The organism is Vreelandella sp. F11 (assembly GCF_042466685.1).
In the GTDB taxonomy this organism is placed as follows: domain Bacteria; phylum Pseudomonadota; class Gammaproteobacteria; order Pseudomonadales; family Halomonadaceae; genus Vreelandella.
Map to the genome: position 1 here is coordinate 4,207,923 of NZ_CP170448.1, position 15,045 is coordinate 4,222,967.

Annotated in this window: 13 protein-coding genes; 5 read left to right on the top strand and 8 right to left on the bottom strand. The window is 56.1% G+C overall.

What is annotated here, in order from left to right; translation table 11 throughout:
• Window positions 1–28: 28 nt before the first annotated feature.
• From ACFIOZ_RS19260 to ACFIOZ_RS19270, 3 genes are read left to right on the top strand one after another with little or no spacing between them, the layout of a single operon-like run.
• Entirely contained in the window at window positions 29–520 is a 492-nt protein-coding gene (locus ACFIOZ_RS19260; RefSeq protein WP_386080516.1) for a TRAP transporter small permease, read from the top strand.
• Window positions 517–1,791, top strand: a complete 1,275-nt coding sequence (locus ACFIOZ_RS19265) for a TRAP transporter large permease (RefSeq protein ID WP_386080517.1) — start codon at window positions 517–519, stop codon at window positions 1,789–1,791. Before ACFIOZ_RS19260 ends, ACFIOZ_RS19265 begins: the two co-directional genes overlap by 4 nt.
• A gap of 20 nt (window positions 1,792–1,811) precedes the next feature.
• A complete protein-coding gene (locus tag ACFIOZ_RS19270) occupies window positions 1,812–2,576 on the top strand; it encodes a M15 family metallopeptidase (protein ID WP_386080519.1) in 765 nt (254 codons plus the stop codon).
• Between the two features lie 29 nt (window positions 2,577–2,605).
• On the opposite strand, the gene ACFIOZ_RS19275 is transcribed toward ACFIOZ_RS19270, so the two are convergent.
• From ACFIOZ_RS19275 to ACFIOZ_RS19290, 4 genes are all read right to left on the bottom strand, one after another.
• On the bottom strand, window positions 2,606–3,373 hold the full coding sequence (locus tag ACFIOZ_RS19275; protein ID WP_386080520.1) for an amino acid ABC transporter ATP-binding protein: 768 nt from the start codon (window positions 3,371–3,373) through the stop codon (window positions 2,606–2,608).
• A complete protein-coding gene (locus ACFIOZ_RS19280) occupies window positions 3,366–4,031 on the bottom strand; it encodes an amino acid ABC transporter permease (protein ID WP_386080522.1) in 666 nt (221 codons plus the stop codon). The genes ACFIOZ_RS19275 and ACFIOZ_RS19280 overlap by 8 nt, the downstream gene beginning before the upstream one ends.
• Before the next feature lie 23 nt (window positions 4,032–4,054).
• A complete protein-coding gene (locus tag ACFIOZ_RS19285; RefSeq protein WP_022521643.1) occupies window positions 4,055–4,696 on the bottom strand; it encodes an amino acid ABC transporter permease in 642 nt (213 codons plus the stop codon).
• Between the two features lie 79 nt (window positions 4,697–4,775).
• On the bottom strand, window positions 4,776–5,633 hold the full coding sequence (locus ACFIOZ_RS19290; protein WP_386080523.1) for a transporter substrate-binding domain-containing protein: 858 nt from the start codon (window positions 5,631–5,633) through the stop codon (window positions 4,776–4,778).
• A 290-nt stretch (window positions 5,634–5,923) separates the two neighbouring features.
• Here ACFIOZ_RS19290 and ACFIOZ_RS19295 point away from each other — a divergent pair, with 290 nt between their 5' ends.
• Window positions 5,924–7,411 carry a PLP-dependent aminotransferase family protein gene (locus tag ACFIOZ_RS19295; RefSeq protein ID WP_386080525.1) on the top strand — a complete coding sequence of 496 codons (1,488 nt, stop codon included), beginning with the start codon at window positions 5,924–5,926 and terminating at the stop codon, window positions 7,409–7,411.
• An 8-nt stretch (window positions 7,412–7,419) separates the two neighbouring features.
• Here ACFIOZ_RS19295 and ACFIOZ_RS19300 read toward each other — a convergent pair whose 3' ends face one another.
• A complete protein-coding gene (locus ACFIOZ_RS19300; protein ID WP_386080527.1) occupies window positions 7,420–8,766 on the bottom strand; it encodes an aspartate aminotransferase family protein in 1,347 nt (448 codons plus the stop codon).
• 223 nt (window positions 8,767–8,989) lie between these two features.
• On the opposite strand from ACFIOZ_RS19300, the gene ACFIOZ_RS19305 reads away from it, so the two are divergent.
• Window positions 8,990–9,751 carry an SDR family NAD(P)-dependent oxidoreductase gene (locus ACFIOZ_RS19305; protein WP_386080529.1) on the top strand — a complete coding sequence of 254 codons (762 nt, stop codon included), beginning with the start codon at window positions 8,990–8,992 and terminating at the stop codon, window positions 9,749–9,751.
• Here ACFIOZ_RS19305 and ACFIOZ_RS19310 read toward each other — a convergent pair.
• From ACFIOZ_RS19310 to ACFIOZ_RS19320, 3 genes are read right to left on the bottom strand one after another with little or no spacing between them, the layout of a single operon-like run.
• On the bottom strand, window positions 9,748–10,686 hold the full coding sequence (locus ACFIOZ_RS19310; RefSeq protein ID WP_386080530.1) for a GGDEF domain-containing protein: 939 nt from the start codon (window positions 10,684–10,686) through the stop codon (window positions 9,748–9,750). The two genes, ACFIOZ_RS19305 and ACFIOZ_RS19310, sit on opposite strands and share 4 nt — an antisense overlap.
• A gap of 42 nt (window positions 10,687–10,728) precedes the next feature.
• The gene (locus tag ACFIOZ_RS19315) at window positions 10,729–13,803 is read right to left on the bottom strand and encodes an efflux RND transporter permease subunit (RefSeq protein WP_386080531.1); all 3,075 of its coding nucleotides are present in this window, start codon (window positions 13,801–13,803) and stop codon (window positions 10,729–10,731) included.
• Window positions 13,790–14,950: an efflux RND transporter periplasmic adaptor subunit gene (locus ACFIOZ_RS19320; RefSeq protein WP_386080532.1), complete on the bottom strand. Its 1,161-nt coding sequence runs from the start codon at window positions 14,948–14,950 to the stop codon at window positions 13,790–13,792. Before ACFIOZ_RS19320 ends, ACFIOZ_RS19315 begins: the two co-directional genes overlap by 14 nt.
• Window positions 14,951–15,045: the final 95 nt, after the last annotated feature.

The following is a 15,045-nucleotide window of genomic DNA, read 5'->3' on the forward strand; positions in this document are numbered from 1 at the left end:
ACGTTTCTGTGCTTCATGGAAGGCTGCCATGTTCAATACGCTTCGAACCCGTCTTTTAGCAATCAGCCGCCCTGTTACCCTTACGCTTGCGGGCGCGCTGTTATCCCTCAATGTTGCGGCGATTCTATTTGGTGTGTTTTCCCGCTATATCGCCGGCGGCGCCCCTATTTGGACAGATGAGCTGTCGCGCTTCTTGATCATCGCCACGGTGATGCTTGCGGCAGGGGCCGTCTGGTCGGAAGGAGGGCATATGCGCGTTGGGCTGTTAGAGAAGCTGCTGCCCGCCCCCTTCGCTCGTTTGCTCAATGTGTACCAGTGGCTGCTCACCTTGCTGATTGCCCTAGGAGGAGCATGGGTCAGCTATCGCTATGCGCTCTCGGTCAGCATGTTTACCACCTCTGGGCTTGGCATTAGCCGCACGGTGCCACTGCTCTCACTACCCGCTGGCTTTTTGTTACTGGCCTGGCACGTGCTTCTTTATGGCCCTGCGCCGCTCAAGACCGTTGAGGACTCTTTATGATTGTGACCATGCTGGCGGTGTTCCTTGGCCACGTTTTGCTTGGGCTTCCTCTTTTCATCGCGCTACTGACCACGGCGATAGTGGGCTTTCTGTTTGTCGACCCTTCGATGATTCCACGTATGCTGCCCCAGCAATTTTTCAGTGGTATCAACGTTTTCTCATTGATGGCTATTCCGTTATTTATCTTCGCCGGCAACCTGATGAACGTCAGCGGCTTAACGGAGCGCTTGATGGGCTTCGCCCGCCTGATAGTAGGGCATTTGCGGGGCGGCATGGGCCACGTCAATGTGGTTTCAAGCGTATTCTTCGCAGGCGTCAACGGCTCAGCGGTGGCGGACACCTCGGCATTGGGGTCGCTTTTAGTACCTGCCATGGAGAAGGAGGGCTACTCACGGGCCTTTGCCGCTGGGTTGACCGCTGGCAGTTCGCTGATCGGCCCGATTATTCCCCCCAGTATCTTTATGATCCTTTATGCCTCACTGACCAACACCTCAGTCGGTGATCTATTTCTGGCGGGCGTCGTGCCGGGTCTGCTGCTAGGTATGGCCTTTATGGGCATGAACGCCTGGTATGCCTGGCGCCATCGGTTACCCAAAAGCGGCCAGTTACCCTCAATCGGCCAACTTGGAATAGCCTTCGTAGCCGCCCTGCCTGCGCTTATCGCTCCCTTCATTATCGTTGCAGGTATCGTGCTGGGCTTTGTGACGCCGACAGAGTCGGGCGCATTAACAGCGCTGTACGTAGCCCTGTGTGGCTTTGTGCTGGGCGGGTTACGTCTTAAAGAGTGCTGGCAGGCCATCCTCGATACGGCGCGCTTAACGTCAGCGATTTTTCTAATCATGGCAGCCTCAGCGACGATTAGCTGGCTGCTCTCTTACGCGCAGGTGCCCGCGCAATTTGTCTCGCTACTGTCTCCTTACATAGATAACGCCGTACTGATTCTACTGCTACTGAGTGCTATCACCTTTATAACGGGCATGTTTATGGAAGAGGTGTCGGCGTTGATGCTACTGACGCCAATCTTTGCGCCAGTGGCCTTGATGGCGGGTATCGACCCCATTCACCTGGGCGTCATCATCACACTGAACATTACCATTGCGTTAATCACGCCACCCTTGGGCGCCTGTGTGTTTGTGGCTGCCGCGGTCAGTCGACTAGAGATAGTGTCACTGTTCAGAACCATTTGGCCCTTTGTGCTGACGGCGATTGCGGTGCTTATTCTATTAATCTTTTTTCCATCACTGACGCTATGGCTGCCGACTCAATTTTGATAACACCCTCTTTGGATAACATGATGCCTTTGAACACACTCTTGAAGGCTTTGCCGCCGATACCCAGCCACCCAGCCCCCTGCTGGGAGCAGTTACGCCGTGCATCTATTGAAGATAACGGTGAGCGCCTGGTACCCATGAGCCTAGCCCCGGCACCAGTCAGCGTATTCCCCGCCTATGCGCGACTGGGCATTCCTGGTGCGGTACCGGAGTGTTTTGTACGTGAGGGGGTTTATCGGGCGTTACTCGCTGCAGCACGAAGCTTACCCGAGGGCATCGGGTTGATCGTACTGGATGGCTGGCGGCCATGGCGGGTGCAGCAGTACTTGTTTGATACCCTTAATGAAGCCATCCACCACCACCATCCAGATCTCAGCGAAGCGGAGCTATTGGAGCGTACAAGAGAATTCGTATCGGTACCCAGCCGCGACCCTTTAGCCCCAAGCCCACACCTCACCGGCGGCGCTGTCGATGTCACGCTCTGTGATGCCGACGGCCTACCGCTGGATATGGGCACCCTGTTCGATGAAGCGATTCCCTCCTCCCATAGCGACTATTTCGAAACGCTGGAAACACCTACTCCGCAGCAAGAGAAGGCACGGGATAACCGCCGCCTGCTCTATCACACCCTGCATCAACAAGGCTTCACCAACCTGCCCAGCGAGTGGTGGCACTTCGATTATGGCGATCAATTATGGGCCTACTACGGACTGCATGATCATGCCCACTACGGCCCGGCAGAGCTGGATACCATTGAGAACCGCTGGCGAAGGCAGTTGGGGTAATGATCTAGCCAGCGCCAGATTCAGTGTGCTCACACCGCAGGCGCTTCAAGTTCCAGAAAGCGCCGTACTCGGTCGGTTTTAGGATTCTCAAAGAACTCACTGGGGTGAGATTTTTCGATAATGATGCCTTTATCGAGGAACACCACTTGATCGGAGACCGCCCGAGCGAACTCCATCTCGTGGGTTACCAGCACCATGGTGTAGCCCTCTTTGGAGAGGTCTTTAATGACTCCAAGCACTTCACCGACCAGCTCGGGGTCGAGGGCTGAAGTGGGCTCATCGAACAGCATCACCTTGGGCTGCATGGCGAGTGCCCGGGCAATCGCTACCCGCTGTTTCTGCCCGCCCGACAGTGTGTAGGGGTACTGTTCGCGCTTATCGGCCATGCCGACTTTTTCGAGCAGCGCCATGGCACGCTCCTCAGCTTCCGCCTTACTAACGCCCTGCACGTAAATAGGCGCTTCGGTGACATTGCGCAGCACGCTTAAATGAGGCCAGAGGTTAAAGCCCTGAAAAACCATGCCTAAGCGCGCGCGCATACCCGCCAGCTCACGGCGCGACATCGGTTTGCCGGTATCGCTAACACCGATGCGGTCACCGTCAATACGAATGTCGCCGCGGTCAGGCTGTTCGAGCCAGTTTATGCAGCGTAACAGGGTCGATTTACCCGAGCCCGATGAGCCTAAGATGCTCACCACTTCACCGGGTTGCACTTCCAGCGATACATCCCGCAGCACCTCAATGCCATCGAAGCTTTTGGAGAGGTTACGGATACTAACAGCGGCGGTCTCAGGCATTTTCGAATCCTCGCTTGGCGCCAAAACGGCCAATCATTTTGATAAACAGTTCTAAACCAATGCTGATCAGCCAGTAGAAGCCGATCACCACGATGAACGCTTCCATGGGAATGAAGTAGGTGCTCGACAAACTGCTTGCCGCCGCAGTGAGTTCGCGCACGGTGATAATCACCAAAAACGCAGTGTCTTTGAGCAGGATAATCAGTTGATTGCCCAGCAAACCGCGGGTTTTTAATATCAGTTGCGGCAAGATAATACGCAGAAACATTTTGGGTTGAGAAAACCCTTGGGCGATGGCGGCCTCTACTTGCCCTTGGGCGAAGGTAGCGCGACAGCCGCGTAGAATTTCTGCAAAGTAGGCGCCGTGGTAAATCACCAGGGCAATAATCCCGGCCGTCCAGGCGCTCATACGAATGCCTGCACTGGGTAAACCGTAATAGAGCAGATACGCCAGGATCAAAAACGGCAGCATGCGCATGCCATCGATAAAAATCCGTAGCGGAATCTTCAACCGCGGGCGAGATCCTTCCAACAAAAACACCATACTGCTACCCATTAAAAAAGCTAGCACGGCGGATAAACCAAACAGTTTTAAGGTGTTATAAAAACCACTTAAAAACACATCGTAAGATGACCAAAGAATTTCCCAGTTGCTCATAATGGCTTCCTATAACGACCACCTTAGACGGCCAGTCGGCTAGCTTTACGCTCGGCCACGCGTTGAAACCACACCAACAGACTGATAATCAGCATATACAGCGCCGCAGCCGCTAAAATGGGTGGCAGTGGGTCGTAGGTAACCGCTGAAATGCGGTTGGTCACGCGGGTCAGATCGACCACACCGATGACCGCAATGGCCGGACTGCCTTTAATCAGAAACGACATCTCGTTGACCAGGCCCGGCAGGCTGGTAATGGTAATTTGTGGGAGCATAATGCGGCGGAAATAGACCCATGGGGTCATGCCAATCGCCAGCGCCGCTTCACGCTGCTCTTTGGAGAAGTTGTTAAATGCAGAGCGCCAAATTTCAGCATTAAAAGCGGTAGTATTGAGGGTTAGCGCGATAATACCGGCCACATTGCGGTTGAGGTTTACGCCCATGGTCGGCGCGGTTAAGAAGATAAACAGCACCAGCGTCACCAGCGGCGTGGCCCTCGCCAGGCTGATGTAAACGCCTAGCAACTGATGCAGAACAGGGATTTTGGCCACCCTTAGCAAAGCGATTAGTAGTCCCATTACCACACCGATGGCAATGGAGATGCCGGATATCCACAGCGTTGTCCAGGCACCCTGAATGAGAAGTCCCCATGCGCTACTGTCCATGCTCACTCACCCCCTGATTCGCTTGATGAAATAACAGCCGCCCAGATAACGCTCCTGGGCGGCAGGCGAAGGTGATGGCTTACATACCGGCCATTTCGTGGAACTCTTCTACTGAGGTTATCGGTGTTGTCGGTAGGTCATCAAAGGACTCGCCAAACCACTTTTCCTGCAGCTCGGCCAGGCGGCCGGAATCGCGCAGATGGCTCATAAAGTCGGTGATATAGGCCAGCAACTCTGGACTGTCTTTAGGCATTGGCCAGGCCACGAAGCCTGGGCCGGAAACGGCTTGGCCCGCCTCAAATACGTCAGAGCGCTCCCGGATCAGGTCATTCACCGGCACGATAGAGTTAATTACGTAATCGACACGACCATTGGCGAGATCCGCATAGATTTCTGGATAGGCCTCATACTCCATTACATCGCCCAGCTCGCCACCGCTCTCTTCCAGCATGACTTCCAACTCGGGCAGCCGCGAAAGCAGTGCACTGCCCGCCTGAACACCTAGCGTCATACCGCTTAAATCTTCAACGCTGTTGATACGGTCATCGCCTGCCCGCTTGATGTAAAAGTGCTGAGCCGAGGCAAACGGCGGCGCGTAGTTAAATACCCGCAGGCGTTCATCGGTCACTGATGCACCGGTGAGTGCCATGTCGTACTGGCCCGACGAAACCGATGCCAAAAGCCCTGTCCACGGCAGAATATCCTGGCGGACTTCAAAGTCAGCGTAGTCTTCCAGCTCAATCAAGATGTCTTTGATAAAGCCATCGGGGTCGCTGCCGCTCATAAAGTTGAACGGGGCGTAGTTATCTTCAGTGGCCACGCTCATATAGCCGCGGCTCTCTATTTCATCTAAATCCGCAGCGGAAACCGTCAGTGAAGCACTTAAAGCAAGTGCGCCGATGCTTATTGCGGAGGCTAAGGCCGTTATTTTTTTCATCGTCCGATATTCCCTAGGTTTTAGAAAAACTCGTTATAGAAAAATACGCTTCAAAAAATCACTCGCCTGTTTCTACATCCAGTGTGGCTGCAAACGTTTCGGCGACACGCAGAAGCTGACTTCACCCTAGATTTTTATCCTCTCAGCGATTAGAGCCAGTTAGCGCAAATTAAAAGGACAGTTACCGCACCCCATTGCCGATATGAGAGCTGGCACGAAAGATGCTTTGTTTAAGGAGAGATGCTTGAGTGAATGGGCTATACGGCCAGGATTTTGTAGAGGGGATGTGCATGACAACGCTGTGCCTTGAGGTCGACCCTAACGCTGGCACGTGCCTGCAAGAGCAGCTACGCAAAACGCTGTTAGAAGCCATTCGTATGGGCAGTTTACCCAGCGAGGATGCGCTGCCCTCCTGCCGCAAACTTTCGCAACAGTTGGGTATTTCACGTAATACGGTGGCGATTGTTTATGAAAAGCTGGTCGAGGATGGCTATCTAATAAGCCGCCCCCGTAGCGGCTACTATTTACACCCTGATTATAACGACCCTCCCTCAACGCTTGATTCATCACTATCAGCGCTAACCGACACCCATAACGACGCGGTAAGTGCACCAAACTGGCACAAACGCATTACTCAGCGCCCTACTAACTACCAAGGGATTCTCAAGCCCGGTAATTGGTCGGAGTATGCGTATCCGTTTATTTATGGCCAATTAGATACACGCCTTTTTCCGTTAGCCCAGTGGCGCGATGTTTCTCGGCGTTTACTAAGCTCACAGCGCGATAAACCGTGGCTGCGAGATCGTATTGATCAGGACGACCCTTTGCTAATTGAGCAACTGCGTAAACATATTTTGCCGCGCAGGGGGATTTTTGCTCGCTCAGAAGAGATTCTGATCACCATGGGAACGCAGAATGCACTCTATTTGATTGCACAACTGCTCTGCCATCGGGGCACTCGCGTGGCTCTGGAATCCCCCGGTTACCGCGAGGCGATGAACGTGTTTTCTCACCGCGGCGCCAGCCTGCAGTTTCAAACCGTGGATGCGGATGGCATGTGCCTTGAGGGATCTCAGCAGTGTGACTATCTGTACGTCATGCCTAGCCACCAGGTCCCCACGGGCGTCACCATGAGCCGCGAGCGACGGGAGGCCCTGCTGGCCCAACTCCCCCACCGCGACCAAATCGTCATTGAGGATGACTACGACGCCGAGATTCACGGCGACCAGTTCGCGCTGCCCGCGCTCAAAGCCAGTGCCCAGAGCGCGCGAATTATCTATATGGGCAGCTTATCCAAAGCACTCTCACCCGGGCTGCGCATGGGTTATGTCGTGGCCGATGCTGAGGTGATCGACGAGCTGCGGGCGCTGCGGCGTATGATGTACCGCCACCCACCCGCTGCGTTACAGCACCAGTTGGCGCAGTTTATTTCGCAAGGCTATTACGAGCGCTACCTCAAACTTCATGTGGAGGAGATCGACCAACGCCGGGACGCCATGCGGATTGCCATTGATCAGGCATTGCCCGGCTGCCTCAGTCACAGCAGCCGTCGCTCCAGCGCCTTCTGGATGGAAGCGGATGCTAGCATTGATACCCAACGTCTAGCCTGGCATGCCGCCCAGCGGGGTGTGCTGATCGAACCCGGCTTCCAGCACTTCTTCGATGCCGCCCCGCCGCGGCGCTTTTTCCGGCTAGGGTTTGGCGCCATCGAGAGGGAGCGTATCGACCCAGGCATACAGCGCCTGGGCCTAGCCTACGATAACGCCCTAAGCACTTAACCCCCCATCTAGCGTGATGCCGTATAGTTTTTCAATACGCGATCCAGGATGGCTAACCCCTCCTCCACTTCAGCAGCCGTCACAATACACGGCGGCACCACATGGATGCGGTTCTCAACGGTAAAGACCAGCAGCCCGTTTTCCATTAATTGCTGCTTGAGTTTCAACACCTCCGCCCCTGGTAGTGGCGTTTTGTAAACCGGGTCGCTGACCAGCTCCAAAGCGTGAAACACACCAACCCCCCGCCAATCACCAATGATGGCGTATCGCTCGGTAAGCTGTTGCAAGCCTGCGGCTAACGGGCCATTACCCATCGCGTCAGCGTTTTCAACCACGCCCTCTGCTTCCATTGCATCCAAAGTTGCAACTATCGCCGCCATTGCCAGCGGGTGACCGGAATACGTTAGGCCACCGACAAAAAAGTGGTCATCGAAATAGCGTGAGATGGGTTCAGAGATAATCACGCCCCCGGCGGGCACATAGCCTGAGTTAACCCCTTTGGCGAAGACGATTAAGTCCGGCGCCATGTCGTAATGTTCAAAGGCGAACCAGCGACCCGTGCGACCGAAACCGGCCATTACTTCATCGAGAATCAGCACAATGCCGAACTCATCGGCGAGTTCTCGAACGCCCTGAAGATACGCCTTCGGGGGTAACAGTACGCCAGCGGTACCCGGGATGGTTTCCAGCAGGATGGCCGCGACCGCGTTAGCACCTTCGCACTCAATCACCCGACGTAGATGTTGCAACGCCCGCTCGCACTCCTCCTCTTCATCCCGCGCCCAGAACTCGCTGCGATAGAGATAAGGGTTGAAGAAGTGCACGTGGCCACTAGCATACTCGTTGGGCACCCGTCGCCAGTCGCCGGTGGCGGCAATCGCTGAACCGGTATTGCCGTGATAGGAGCGGTAGGCGGATAGTATTTTGCTTCGCCCGGTATACAGCCGCGCCATGCGAATAGCGTTTTCATTGGCATCGGCCCCCGCATTGGTGAAAAACACCTTACTAAAACCCGTGGGCGCTTTGGCGATAATGCGCTTAGCAGCCTCGCCGCGGGCTAAATTGGCATGGGCCGGGGCAATGGTACACAGGCTTTCGGCCTGAGCTTGAATCGCGCTCACTACCTTGGGGTGCTGATGGCCAATATTGGTATTGACTAATTGACTGCTAAAATCCAAATACGAGCGCCCCACATAGTCCCATACGCGACACCCTTCAGCCCCCGCGATCACCATGGGGTCTAAACTGCCTTGCTGTGCCCAGGAGTGGAACACATACTGACGATCCAAGGTGTGTACATAAGTATTATCCACACCGCTTACGGGTGGATGTGAAGCGGCAATGTTGGTATTCATAGCAGGCACCCTGATTAATCCGTTAACAAATAGCGTGCTTGCCAGCCTAGTGAGTCAACCGGATAGGCTGTAGGGCCAGTCGTTACATACCAGAGGGACAGACGAGTGATGTCACAGTGACAGGCACTAACTGGCTCTAAAGGCTTGAACCAGCGTTACTTACAGTGATGTCAGAACTCGTCCCATCGCCTTTTAATCATTTGAATAACGTGGAGAAACTGCAATGCCTAGCGTACTTATTACCGGAGCGACGTCAGGATTTGGTAAAGCGGCGGCCCAGCGGTTTGCCAAAGCAGGCTGGTCGTTGATTTTAACCGGGCGACGCGTTGAGCGCCTCAAAGCCCTTGAGGAGGAACTCTCTGGGCAGGTGCCCGTGCTGACACTGGCGCTGGATGTCCGTGACAGCGACGCAGTGACAGCGGCGATTAGTGGACTGCCTGAGGAGTTTCTACCGCTCACCTGTTTGATCAACAACGCGGGGTTGGCCCTGGCGCCGGAACCGGCACAAAAGGTAGCGCTGGAAGATTGGCACACCATGATCGATACCAATATAACGGGCTTGGTCAATGTGACACACGCGGCGCTGCCGCTACTGCTGAAAACCGGTAAAGGGGCGAGCATTCTCAATCTCGGCTCGGTGGCGGGACAGTGGCCCTATCCGGGCGGGCATGTGTATGGGGCATCAAAAGCGTTCGTTCAACAGTTCAGCTATAACCTGCGCTGCGATCTGTTAGGTACTGGCGTGCGCGTCACCGATCTAGCGCCCGGCATGGCCGAAACCGAGTTCACACTGGTTAGAACCAAAGGCAACCAGGCCGCTTCGGATGCGCTTTACCGAGGCACAACGCCACTTCAAGCGGAAGATATCGCCGAGCAGCTATACTACCTGGCGACCCTGCCCGACCATATCAACATCAATCGCTTGGAAATTATGACCGTTCGTCAGGCTTGGTCAGCGTTCGCGATTGATCGCGACCAAGATTAAGCTTGCTTAACAGAAGGCAATAAGCCACCCGTTGAAACTTGATCACGCCCTTCCTCTTTCGCGAGGTAAAGGGCGTTATCCACTCGCTTCATGACGTTCTTGATCGATTCTTGCGCATAAACCTCCACAACACCAAAACTGGCCGTAACGCCGCCTTGAATAGGAAAGTCAGCATGTTTAACGGCGGCGCGGACTTTTTCTGCGAGCCGCACGGCCTGCTCAAGGGAGGTTTCAGGGGCTAATAACATAAACTCTTCACCACCCCAGCGTGCGCAACAATCCGCTTTACGTAGATTGCGCTTAAGCAAATGGGCAAGCTCGACCAGCACTTGGTCACCGACATCGTGGCCATAGCCATCGTTAATGTTTTTAAAGAAATCGATATCCAGCATGATTAAAGAGAGTGGTCGAGCGTAGCGGCATTGGCGGTTGACCTCGCTTTTCAGTACTGCATCAAACTGTGACCTATTCACCAGCCCCGTAAGCATATCGGTGGTTGCTAGCCGTTCAAGCTGCGCCTCTTTTTCCATTTGCTCGGTTACATTACGCTGGGTTAACACGAGAGTAATGGTGTCATTGTGGCGCACACCCATCGCCGTAATTCGCCATTCAACATAGCGACGCGTCCCATCATGGCGGCGATTGACTTCCAGCCCTCCAATACCCTCAAAAAAATTTTCCGCATCATTGAGCAAGGGATTCAGCGCATCGTGCAACTGGTCAAAAATTTGCCGGTTGGCTGCCTCTTGCTGAACGATAATAGGCGCTGCACCCAGCCACTCTTCACGGCTGCCACCCCAGAGCCGCTGATAGTCGGTATTAACGTCGACAATATGAATTCCAGGCGAGCTTCCTTGAACGCTGAGAATGGCCACCGCGTGGCCGGGCTCCTCACCATCGGCGTCCTGCCCTGGTCTCGCATAGTGCTGATACATGCTATTTACTCATCCTTGTAAAATAGTCGTGAGGTCACGGTGCTAAACGTCAGTTGGCCGTGATATCCAGAGCCGGTAAAGCGCTGGGGTAAAGAAAAACGACACTAGCGTCGCTAAGAGTAGTCCAAAACCAACCGTTTGCGCGAATGGTGGCCAAAGACCTCCTGAAGCCACCATCAGCGGTATTAGACCCGCAAAAGTGGTAATCGTGGTCGAAACGATATGTCGACTGGTGGGGCCACTGATCACCGCCAGCATGGCATCGATATCACCTCGACGGGCGGCTTCATCGTCATCAAAGGCGGCAATAATGATAATGGTGGCATTAATCGCCACCCCCACCAGCCCCATAATGCCGACGATAATCACAAAGCCAAACGCATGCCCGCTTAGCAGCAGTGCCACGATGCCCATGCCCATCGCTTGTGCTCCGGCAATAAACACAATGGCGGCCCTCCGGAAGGAATTAAAGGCCAGCACCACGGTGGCCACCATGGCGATGACCAGCAACACCACCGAGGCGAGCAACTGGCCCACGGCTTCATCACGCTCGGCGGCTTCGCCACCGGTTTCGATACGGTAACCTGAAGGCAATTTAAACGCCCCCGACGCCAGCGCCGCCTGAAGTTTGTCATCCAACTGGGCCATAGAGACCGCTGGCAGAGCATCAGCCACCAGGTAGCCTTGTACCAACTGTACCCGTTCCGCGTTACGCCGGGTAATCACGCTCCAGGCAGGCGTGAGCGACACCTCTGCCACCGCTGCCAGTGGCAGACCCTCAGCCACTTGGTCGCTGACCAAGCGCAGCGCCGCCAGCTGTTCGGCGTTAGTGCGCCACTCATCGGCGTAGCGCACCCGCACCGGCAGTTGCTGGGTGTCTTCCAGCAGCATGCCTGCCGATTGCCCCGAGAGGGCGGCCCCCACTTGTTCCGCTAGCCGCTGCGGCGTTAGCCCCGCATCACTCAGTGCAGTGTGATCGATATCCAAGGTTAACCGGGGCAAATCACGCTGCATGCCCGCCCGCACGTGAGTCACCTGAGGCAGTTGGTGCATTAGGCCCGCCAATTCAAGCCCCAGCGAAGAGAGCACCGCTAGATCATCACCATAGACACGAAGTTCAATCGGCGCTTTAAAGGGTGGGCCCTGCTCATACTTGCGCACCACGCTTTGGGCCTGGGGGAAACGCTGATCAAGCGCCTGCTGCAAAGCGGGCACTCGTTGATTCGTGGTCTGTAAAGATGCCGTGTCCACCACCAAGTGCAAAAACGCTGGGTTGTTATCCTCATTGGTGAGCACGTTGTAGTACATCATCGGTGCGCTTTCACCGACAAACGCCGAAACGCGGGTAATGCCCGGCAGCTCACGAATCATCGCCTCGACTTCATGCGCCAGTGCTTCGCTGTTGGCCATACTGCTGGCGGGAGGCAGGCGCACCTCGATGTGAAACTGGTCGCGGTCTGCGGGAGGAAAAAACGCCACGTCCAGCGTAGGCATCAACGCCATGCCACCCACTGGTACGCACAGGGTGATGATCATGGCGGCCCAGGGGTGACGCAGCGCGCTGCGTACCGTGCGGCGGAAGCCGCGCTTGAGCATCCCACTGACGCCGTTATTTCGAGGCGTTGGAGGTTTATCAGCGACCCTGGCTAACAGCATGGGTGACAGCGCGGGCACCAGCAGCAACGAAACCAGATACGAACTTACCAGTGCGACCATCACCGCCATGGCCAGGGGCCCTACGAACTCCCCCGCAGGGCCTGGCATCAGCACAATCGGCATAAACGCCAATATAGTGGTTAAGGTGCTGGCCAGCAGCGGCACCGCTAAGTGGCGCAGTGTGTCCCGGGTAGCGGCAAGCGCTGAATCGCCGTTTAAAAAACGCTCGCGCAGGGCGTTGGTCATCACAATGGCGTTATCGACCATCAGCCCCAGCGCCACGATAATGCCGGTAATGCTCATCTGGTGGATATCGATACCCAGCGGCTTGAAGAGCGCCAGGGTGAGCAGGGCCGTGGCGGGAATCGCCAATCCCACCGTCACCGCCGAGCGCCACCCCATGGTGAGGAACAGGATCGCCACCACCAGCACTAGCCCCATCAACAGGCTGCCTGCCACGTCACTTAAGCGCTGGTTGGTGTAACTGGCCTGCTCAAAAACCTCTTCAACCGCGATACCGACAGGCAACTCATCGGCAAATACCGCCAACTGCTCTTGCGCTTTTTCCACCCAGCTATCAATACGCTGGCCAGGGGCCATGCGTGCACCCACAAACACCGCGCGTTCGCCGTTTAGCATTGCCACCGCCGCTGGCGGGTCTTGCACGCCGCGGCGTAGCTCGGCTAACTCGCCAAGCCTGACGGTTTGCCCTTGACGAGTCGCTACTTCTATATCGCGTAGCCTATCGAGCGCATCGAACTCGCCGCTTAAACCCACCGTTAGCCGGTGACCGTCGGACACCACTTCACCTGCGGTACGCCGACCATCGCTTGCCTCAATGGTGGTCGCTAACTGCCCGACGGAGAGCCCCAAGGCGTTCAGCTCAAGCGGGTCAACCTTTACTTCTACCTGCTCCCCCGCCACACCGAAGCGGTGGGTATACTCCGTGCCCGGAACGTTTCTAAACGCTGCTTCCAAGCGTTCAGCGTAGCGCTCCATCAGTTGGGGGTTGGGTGGGGAATCCAGCGTCCAGCGCAGTGCGGCCACGATGCTAAATGCGTAACCGCGATCATCCAGCAGCTCCGGCGTTTGCACGCCGTCAGGCAGTGTAGGGGCGACATCGGCCAGTTTGTCGCGCACGCGACTCCACACCGGCGTCACGTTAGTCACTTCGTCCTCAAGCTCAAGGCTAATCACTGCAATGCCCTGGCGTGAGGTGGATTCCAGCACGTTAATCTCAGCGATAGTGCGTAGTTCATCCTCAATGGGTCGCGCCACCAAGGCTTCGACCTGCTCTGGGGTCGCGCCAGGGAAAGGCGCGAGAACAGTGGCCATGCGCGCCACCAAATGGGGGTCTTCCGCGCGTGGCAACGTTTGAATGGCCGATAGCCCGGCGACAACGAGAAGGCCAAGGGCTAGCGCTAACAGTCGACGGTTAAATAACCACTCAAGGCGCTTCATAGGCCACTTCCTCGCTTAGCGTGACCTGCTGACCTGGCGTTACACGGTGGGTGCCACTGGTAATCAGCCGCATGCCCGGCGCCAGTGTGCCGCGTACAAAGGCTTGGTCGCCTTCGCTATGCAGCAGTTCCACGCTGGCCTGGGCCACACGGTAGTGATCGTTCTCTAGCGGCTCAGCCACCAGTACGTTCCACAGGCCACGGTCAGCGGCTTGCAGGGAATCCAACGGCACCCAGTAGCCGCTTGCGGGCTCTGTGATGGTATAGCGCAACTCTGCCAGATCGCCGGGCACGGCGTGGTCTGGGGCTTCCAGCGCTACCACCAGCGTCTGGGTACGGCTGTCGCTATCAACCTGGGGGAGCCGGGCACGCACCACCCCGTTGACCTCCTCGCCATTGACGTTCAGCTCAACGGCCTCATTTGGAGTAAACGTCGCGGCCAGCGCGGCGGGTAGGCCAAGGTGCGCTTCTAACTGCCCGATATCGATAAGATCGAAAGCGGTAGTACCGCTACTCACCAGGCTACCGACACTGACATGGCGCTCAATCACTCGTCCGGCAAAGGGCGCTTTCAGCGTACTGTCATCCAAATCGGCGGTAAGGCTATCGCGCTCAGCTGCCAGCGCCGCCAAGCGAGCCTGGAGAGTCAGTCGATCTGTCCGGGCCTGATCCAGCGCCGTGCGGCTGGCAAAGTTATTCTGGTTGAGCTGCGCTTCACGCTCCTCCTGGCGCTGAGCCAGGGCAAGACTAGCGCGCGCTTCTTCGCTGCGCGCGGCTACCTCCGCTAAGCGGCTTTCCAGGCGGCGGGTATCCAGCGTGGCAAGCACATCCCCCTGTTCAACCGCATCGCCTCTGTCTGCTGACACAGCACTGACCCGGCCCGCGGGTTCAAACGCTAGTGATACCGACTGGCGCGCCACCACACGTCCGGTTAAGCGTACATCGCGTTGCAGTTGTTCGGCTTGCTCCAGGGCCTCGGTCGCCACCTGTAGCAGGGAGTTATCAGCGCCTTGCTGGCGGGCCTGCTGAGCACTGCTGTGCTGACTGGATAGAAAAAACACCGTCGCCAGTGTGGCACCTACCATCAACAGCGCTGCCAGCATGCCGCGAAACCGGTGGTTCCAGGAAGTTTTTAGAGGAGTGCCCATGTTGGCCTCGAAATGGTTTATTCTTGAACGATACCGTTCACTATAATATTTGTACGCTCACGTTCAATATTTATTTACTCAATGGGCATGGATTG

Coding starts and splice junctions, on each gene's coding strand:
- ACFIOZ_RS19260 (WP_386080516.1), top strand. CDS start 29: ATGTTCAATACGCTTCGAACCCGTCTTTTAGCAATCAGCCGCCCTGTT.
- ACFIOZ_RS19265 (WP_386080517.1), top strand. CDS start 517: ATGATTGTGACCATGCTGGCGGTGTTCCTTGGCCACGTTTTGCTTGGG.
- ACFIOZ_RS19270 (WP_386080519.1), top strand. CDS start 1,812: ATGATGCCTTTGAACACACTCTTGAAGGCTTTGCCGCCGATACCCAGC.
- ACFIOZ_RS19275 (WP_386080520.1), bottom strand. CDS start 3,373: ATGCCTGAGACCGCCGCTGTTAGTATCCGTAACCTCTCCAAAAGCTTC.
- ACFIOZ_RS19280 (WP_386080522.1), bottom strand. CDS start 4,031: ATGAGCAACTGGGAAATTCTTTGGTCATCTTACGATGTGTTTTTAAGT.
- ACFIOZ_RS19285 (WP_022521643.1), bottom strand. CDS start 4,696: ATGGACAGTAGCGCATGGGGACTTCTCATTCAGGGTGCCTGGACAACG.
- ACFIOZ_RS19290 (WP_386080523.1), bottom strand. CDS start 5,633: ATGAAAAAAATAACGGCCTTAGCCTCCGCAATAAGCATCGGCGCACTT.
- ACFIOZ_RS19295 (WP_386080525.1), top strand. CDS start 5,924: ATGACAACGCTGTGCCTTGAGGTCGACCCTAACGCTGGCACGTGCCTG.
- ACFIOZ_RS19300 (WP_386080527.1), bottom strand. CDS start 8,766: ATGAATACCAACATTGCCGCTTCACATCCACCCGTAAGCGGTGTGGAT.
- ACFIOZ_RS19305 (WP_386080529.1), top strand. CDS start 8,990: ATGCCTAGCGTACTTATTACCGGAGCGACGTCAGGATTTGGTAAAGCG.
- ACFIOZ_RS19310 (WP_386080530.1), bottom strand. CDS start 10,686: ATGTATCAGCACTATGCGAGACCAGGGCAGGACGCCGATGGTGAGGAG.
- ACFIOZ_RS19315 (WP_386080531.1), bottom strand. CDS start 13,803: ATGAAGCGCCTTGAGTGGTTATTTAACCGTCGACTGTTAGCGCTAGCC.
- ACFIOZ_RS19320 (WP_386080532.1), bottom strand. CDS start 14,950: ATGGGCACTCCTCTAAAAACTTCCTGGAACCACCGGTTTCGCGGCATG.